Source organism: Klebsiella sp. Ech2A (genome assembly GCF_030078455.1).
Lineage (GTDB): Bacteria > Pseudomonadota > Gammaproteobacteria > Enterobacterales > Enterobacteriaceae > Klebsiella > Klebsiella terrigena.
Map to the genome: position 1 here is coordinate 1 of NZ_JAQGFU010000231.1, position 6,222 is coordinate 6,222.

Sequence of the window (6,222 nt, forward strand, 5' to 3'; positions counted from 1 at the left end):
GGTGTCGAGCCCGGCGATTGCAAAGAAGAAGCGGGCGATGGCGAACAGATAGATCAGCGTAACCAGGTCGCCCAGCCCCGCCATCGGCGAGTCAACGGTGACCACCGGCAGCGCGGTGGCGATGGTCAGCATCACGCCGACCATCACGTACGGCATCAGGCGGAATACCCAGCCGGAGGCGTCGGGGCCGATACTCTGGCGCCCCAGCAGCTTGATAATGTCCCGATACTCCTGCAGCACGCCCGGCCCGCGGCGGTTATGCAGACGGGCGCGGGCAACGCGGGTGATGCCGGACAGCAGCGGCGCGGCGGCAAACAGCACCAGCGCCTGCAACAATGCAACGAATACGCTCATTCTCAGGCTCCTCGTGAAATGACAATAACCACCAGCACCGCCAGCTCAATCAGCGCGACGCCGCGCAGCAGCGCGGGCGCGGAGCCGCTGTGCCAGCCGGGGATCAGGCGTACCGGATTCAGCCAGTGGCGCAGCTTGAGCAGCGGGGCAAAGGCCTCTTTGACCGGCATCGCGAAGCCGTGGGCGGTCACCACCATCGATTTTTCATGGTCGTAGCCGCAGACCCAGGCCGCGCCGCGGGAGCGCGACGGCAGGCGGTCGCCTTTGAAGAACATCAGCAGCAGCAGCGGCAGCAGCGGGCAGGCAATGAGCAGAATGGCGATCGGCGGCTGCGATACCACGCTCGCGACCTGAGCCTGGGCCGGCACCACGCCGCCCACCAGCGGCAGAAGCCACGGCGCGGCCACGCCGCCAATCACGCAGCAGAACGCGGAAAGCACCACGCTGAAGGTCATCAGCCGCGGAGCGCAGGTGGCGTTTTCCGCCTCTTTACTGCGCGGCGCGCCGAGGAAGGTGACGCCGTAGACTTTGGCCATGCACATCACCGCCAGAGCGCCGGTAATTGCCAGGCCCACCGCCAGCAGCGGACCCAGCAGGCGGCCGATAAACGCCCCGCCGGTGCTGAGCTTAAAGAACGACTGATAGATAACCCACTCGCCGGCAAAGCCGTTCAGCGGCGGCAGCGCCGCCATCGCCATCAGGCCCACCAGCATAGAGAGCGAAATCAGCGGCATTCTTTTGCCGATGCCGCCGAGCTTTTCGATATCGCGGTGGCCGGTGCGGAACCACACCGCCCCGGCGCCAAGGAACAGCGTGGTTTTAAACAGACCGTGGTTGATCAGATGATACATCCCGCCGATAAAGCCCAGCACCATCAGGCTGGCGTTATCGAGAGCCACGCCGGTGACGAACGCGCCGAGCCCCAGCAGGATGATGCCGATATTTTCCAGAGTGTGGTACGCCAGCAGGCGCTGGATGTTGTGCTCCATCAGCGCGTAGAGCCCGCCGATAAAGGCGGTGATCATCCCCAGCACCAGCAGCAGCACGCCCCACCACAGCGGCGGCACGCCGCCGGCCAGGGAGACCGTCAGGATGCCGAACAGGCCCACCTTCATCACCACCGTAGAGAACAGCGCGGCGGCCGGCGCGCTGGCGTCGGCATGGGCCTGTGGCGCCCAGCCGTGCAGCGGAATGACTCCCGCCAGCAGCGCAAAGCCCCCCAGCGCCGGGAGCCACAGCAGCATCTGCTGCGGGGCGCCGGCGGCCAGCAGGCTAATCTGCGCCAGATCGAGCGTGCCGTAAAACGACCACACCAGCCAGCAGCTCCACGCCAGCAGCAGCGTGCCGAAGCGGCCCAGTGCAAACCACAGCTTGCCGGACTGCGCGCAGCCGGTGAGGAAGGCGCCGCACAGGGCCATAATTTCCGCCATCACCACCAGGCTGCCGAAGCTGGTCGTCACGACGGCGCAGGTGGCGGCCGCCAGCAGCAGGTTGACCAGCAGGCCGTTCGCTTTTACCTGCGGATGGCGGTGCCAGGCGATATTAAATAACGAAATCGGCAGCGCCGAGAGGCCGATGGCCAGCAGCCACAGGGCGTTAATTCCGCTAATCCGAATCGGCAGGGAGAGTATCTGCAGCACGCCGACGCTCACCCGCCCCGGCATCAGCAGCGTCCCCATTCCGGCGACGATCAGCATCGCACTGGCCACCGCCCCGCCGATCCCGGCGATCGCGCCGCTGAGCGGCTTTCTCAGGCTAAAGAGCAGCGCCAGCACGGCGCTGACGGCGTACCAAACCACCGCCTGATTGACTAAAGAGATGATGTTCACTTCACGCCCCCCTGTTGCGCCTGAAACAGCGACAAATCGCCGAGGTCGGTATTAAAAGTCAGCTCGCGCTTGCGCCTGCTGGCCTGGGCGATATCGCGGATATCCACCAGCAGCAGCGCCTTTGTCGGGCAGGTGCGCACGCAGGCGGGCCCCTGCTCATCGAAGTGGCACAGATCGCATTTCACCGCGATGGCGCGCACGCCGGGTACCCAGTCGAGCAGCGAACTGACGCGGGCGGGCGCGGGCGGCGCGGCGGGTGCCATTGGCGTATTCGCGTTTGCCGGAATATCCAACGGCCGGCTGCCGGAAAATTCGATCGCGCCAAACGGGCAGGCGATGCCGCACAGCTTGCAGCTTACGCACAGGCTTTCGTTTAGCTGGACCGCGCCGTCGATGCGGTTAATGGCGTTAACCGGACACACCGCGGCACAGGGGGCGTCTTCGCAGTGGTGGCACATCTGCGGCGCAGATTCTTTTTCATTACGCATGACCTGCAGTCGCGGCATCGCCTGCAGGCCCTGCTGGCGATGCGTCTCAGCGCATGCGGCTTCGCAGGTGCGGCAGCCGATACAGACGGTGGAGTCAGCAATTACAAAACGGTTCACCGGGTCTTCCTCGGGTGAAAGTCATTTTTGACGAAATCAGGTGGTGCAGATGTCATTTTCGACACTCGTCGACACCTTGCGCTTAGTGGACCCGCTGCAGATGGCTTAAATCCACCGGCTGGTCCTGTTCCATGGCCTCATACAGACGGTCGTACACGGTCGCCACGATCGCCAGATAGTGCTCCAGCACCTGCTCGCGGGAGCGGTTGCTGATGCGCCCGTCGATGGTGCCGTCGGAGGCCAGCGTCGCCTGCGCAATCAGGCGCTTATCTTCGCTATTTTTGCTTTGTACGTAGTATTCGATGGTGTGGCTGTTAAAGCCCTCCGCCAGCGCGACAAACACCTGAAAGTGGCCGAACAGCACGAAGCACAGCTCTTTGTCCGGCGCGCAGCTCATCGCATGATGCAGGCGCGCTTTCGACAGGGTGATGCCCTGAACCAACGAGTTGCAGTAGGTGTGCCACTGCTCCTGATGCTGGCGGTGACGTTCGGCGATGTAGTCCGCCTTTTCACTTATTTCCCAAATAGTCATCTCGGATCCCCCGGTTGCATGAGATGCACTGCAGAAGCATTTTCCATGCCAGTTTTTATGTATTTGATATTTAAGTAAATTAATAAAATAAGGGGCCTTCGACGACATGTCGATGACGTCATCAGGCCATCGTCATCGACAGTTTCTCCCGCTATACCGATGCCCTGGCATCGTTATTGCATATACGGTCAATTACGGCGATGTGGAGGCCACCATGCACGAAATCACTCTTAGCCAGCGGGCGCTGGAAATTATTGAACAGCAGGCGCGGCAGGCCGGCGCGCGGCGGGTCAGCGGCGTGTGGCTCAAGGTCGGGGCCTTTTCCTGCGTCGAGGCCAGCGCGCTGACCTTCTGCTTTGAGCTGGTGTGCCGCGGCACGCTGGCGGAAGGCTGCGAGCTGCATATCGCCGAGCAGCAGGCCGAATGCTGGTGTGAGTCCTGCCAGCAGTACGTGACGCTGCTCTCTCAGCACGTGCGGCGCTGCCCGCAGTGTCAGAGCGACGGGCTGCAGATCGTGGCGGACGATGGCTTACAGATTCAGAGAATAGAAGTGATCCCTGCCTGATTCGGCCGGGATCGCGGCGGCCGACGCGCGAGCGCGGCCAGCACAGACACAACGTGCAGTATGACGGGATAGACCAGGAGTAAAACTATGTGTACCACCTGCGGCTGTGGGGAAGGCAACCTTTATATAGAAGGTGACGAACGCAACCCCCATTCGGCGTTTCGCAGCGCCCCCTTCGCACCGACCGCGCGCCGGCCGATGACCATTACCGGTGTCAAAACCGACGGCTTTACCCCCAGCCGCTCCGCCGAGGGCGACCTGCACTACGGCCACGGCGAGGCGGGCACCCACGCGCCGGGAATAAGCCAGCGTAGAATGCTGGAGGTTGAAATTGACGTGCTGGAGAAGAACAACCGCCTGGCCGCCCGCAACCGCGCCCGCTTTGCGGCCAAAGGCCAGCTGGTGCTGAACCTGGTCTCCAGCCCAGGCTCCGGCAAAACCACCCTGCTGAGTGAAACCCTGCTGCGCCTGAAGGCGAAAAGCGCCTGCGCGGTGATTGAAGGCGACCAGCAGACGGTCAACGACGCGGCGCGCATCCGCGCCACCGGCACGCCGGCCATTCAGGTCAACACCGGCAAGGGCTGCCACCTCGACGCGCAGATGATCGCCGAGGCCGCTCCGCGCCTTGAGCTTGCCGATGGCGGCATCCTGTTTATTGAAAACGTCGGTAACCTGGTGTGCCCGGCGGGCTTCGATCTCGGCGAGCGGCACAAGGTGGCGGTCCTGTCGGTAACCGAAGGTGAGGATAAGCCGCTGAAGTACCCGCATATGTTCGCCGCCGCCAGCCTGATGCTGCTGAACAAAATCGATCTCCTGCCGTACCTCAACTTTGACGTTGAGCAGTGCCTCGCCTGCGCCCGCGAGGTGAACCCCGAGATTGAGATAATCCTGCTTTCCGCTACCAGCGGCGAGGGCATGGAGCAGTGGCTCAGCTGGCTGGAGGCGCAGCAATGTGCATAGGCGTTCCGGGACAAATTTGCGCCATTGAGGGCAGCCAGGCCAGGGTCGAGGTCTGCGGCATCCAGCGCGAGGTCGACCTGACCCTGGTGGGCGCCGTCGACGAGCAGGGCCTGCCGCGGCTCGGCCAGTGGGTGCTGGTGCACGTCGGCTTCGCCATGAGCGTCATTAATGAAGCCGAGGCCCGCGACACCCTCGCGGCGCTGCAAAATATGTTTGAGGTCGAGCCGGACGTCGGCGCCCTGCTGTTCGGCGAGGAGCGATAATGCGTTTCGTTGATGAATACCGCGCGCCGGAGCAGGTGCTGCAGCTGGTGGAGCACCTGCAGGAGCGCGCTCGCCTGCTGCCGCATACCGCCGCCCGCCCGCTGCGGATTATGGAGGTCTGCGGCGGCCATACCCACGCCATCTTTAAGTTCGGTCTCGACCAGCTGCTGCCGGAAAATATCGAATTTATCCACGGCCCCGGGTGCCCGGTCTGCGTCCTGCCGATGGGCCGCATTGACGCCTGCATTGAGATTGCCGGCCGCCCGGGGGTTATTTTCTGCACCTTCGGCGACGCGATGCGCGTCCCGGGAAAAAACGGCTCCCTGCTGCAGGCAAAATCGCGCGGGGCCGACGTGCGCATCGTCTATTCGCCGGTTGATGCCCTGAAGCTGGCGCAGCAGAACCCCGACCGCAAGGTGGTGTTCTTCGGGCTCGGCTTTGAAACGACCATGCCCGCCACCGCGCTGACCCTGCGCCAGGCGCGCGAACGCGGCGTCGATAACTTCTTCTTTTTCTGCCAGCACATCACCCTGCTCCCGACCCTGCGCAGCCTGCTCGATACGCCGAACAACGATATCGACGCCTTTCTCGCCCCCGGTCACGTCAGCATGGTCATTGGTACCGAAGCCTACGGGTTTATCGCCAGCGACTACCGCCGGCCGTTAGTGGTGGCTGGATTCGAACCTCTTGATCTACTGCAAGGCGCGGTGATGCTGGTTGAGCAGACAATAGCCCGGTGCAGTCAGGTCGAGAACCAGTATCGTCGCGTGGTCCCTGATGAAGGTAACCCCCTGGCGCAGCGGGCGATTGCCGAGGTGTTCTGCCTTTCAGGCGACAGCGAGTGGCGCGGGCTTGGGGTTATCAGCGATTCCGGCGTACGGCTGACGCCTGAGTATCAGCGTTTCGACGCCGAAGCCCATTTTCGCCCGACGCCGCAGCGCGTCTGCGACGACCCGCGAGCCCGCTGCGGCGAGGTGCTGACCGGGCGCTGTAAACCGCATCAGTGTCCGCTCTTCGGCCAGGTCTGTAATCCGCAAAGCGCGTTCGGCGCGCTGATGGTCTCATCAGAAGGCGCCTGCGCCGCCTGGTATCAATATCGCAGTCAGGAAAACGA

General features: G+C 63.4%; 8 protein-coding genes. 4 read left to right on the forward strand and 4 right to left on the reverse strand.

Annotation, left to right across the window (positions count from 1 at the left end; translation table 11 throughout):
- From PFH44_RS23880 to hycA, 4 genes are all read right to left on the reverse strand, one after another.
- Positions 1-354 (reverse strand): NADH-quinone oxidoreductase subunit H (locus PFH44_RS23880; protein WP_283826365.1); only part of this gene is annotated, 354 nt, incomplete at its 3' end.
- Between the two features lie 2 nt (positions 355-356).
- Complete coding sequence (hycC, locus tag PFH44_RS23885) at positions 357-2,183, reverse strand: formate hydrogenlyase subunit 3 (RefSeq protein ID WP_283826366.1); 1,827 nt, start codon at positions 2,181-2,183, stop codon at positions 357-359.
- Complete coding sequence (locus tag PFH44_RS23890) at positions 2,180-2,788, reverse strand: 4Fe-4S dicluster domain-containing protein (RefSeq protein ID WP_045857638.1); 609 nt, start codon at positions 2,786-2,788, stop codon at positions 2,180-2,182. The genes hycC and PFH44_RS23890 overlap by 4 nt, the downstream gene beginning before the upstream one ends.
- 82 nt (positions 2,789-2,870) lie before the next feature.
- Complete coding sequence (gene hycA, locus PFH44_RS23895; RefSeq protein WP_283826367.1) at positions 2,871-3,320, reverse strand: formate hydrogenlyase regulator HycA; 450 nt, start codon at positions 3,318-3,320, stop codon at positions 2,871-2,873.
- Positions 3,321-3,534: 214 nt separating this feature from the next.
- Between hycA and hypA the strand changes: the two genes are divergently transcribed.
- The 4 genes from hypA to hypD form a co-directional block, all read left to right on the forward strand.
- A complete protein-coding gene (hypA, locus tag PFH44_RS23900; RefSeq protein ID WP_045857635.1) occupies positions 3,535-3,885 on the forward strand; it encodes a hydrogenase maturation nickel metallochaperone HypA in 351 nt (116 codons plus the stop codon).
- Between the two features lie 87 nt (positions 3,886-3,972).
- Positions 3,973-4,845, forward strand: coding sequence for a hydrogenase nickel incorporation protein HypB (gene hypB, locus PFH44_RS23905; protein ID WP_283826368.1), 873 nt, complete (start codon positions 3,973-3,975; stop codon positions 4,843-4,845).
- Complete coding sequence (locus tag PFH44_RS23910; RefSeq protein ID WP_283826369.1) at positions 4,836-5,108, forward strand: HypC/HybG/HupF family hydrogenase formation chaperone; 273 nt, start codon at positions 4,836-4,838, stop codon at positions 5,106-5,108. The genes hypB and PFH44_RS23910 overlap by 10 nt, the downstream gene beginning before the upstream one ends.
- On the forward strand, positions 5,108-6,222 hold a 1,115-nt coding region (gene hypD, locus PFH44_RS23915), incomplete at its 3' end, for a hydrogenase formation protein HypD (RefSeq protein WP_283826370.1). The genes PFH44_RS23910 and hypD, both read left to right, overlap by 1 nt.

Coding starts and splice junctions, on each gene's coding strand:
- hycA (WP_283826367.1), bottom strand. CDS start 3,320: ATGACTATTTGGGAAATAAGTGAAAAGGCGGACTACATCGCCGAACGT.
- hypA (WP_045857635.1), top strand. CDS start 3,535: ATGCACGAAATCACTCTTAGCCAGCGGGCGCTGGAAATTATTGAACAG.
- hypB (WP_283826368.1), top strand. CDS start 3,973: ATGTGTACCACCTGCGGCTGTGGGGAAGGCAACCTTTATATAGAAGGT.
- PFH44_RS23910 (WP_283826369.1), top strand. CDS start 4,836: ATGTGCATAGGCGTTCCGGGACAAATTTGCGCCATTGAGGGCAGCCAG.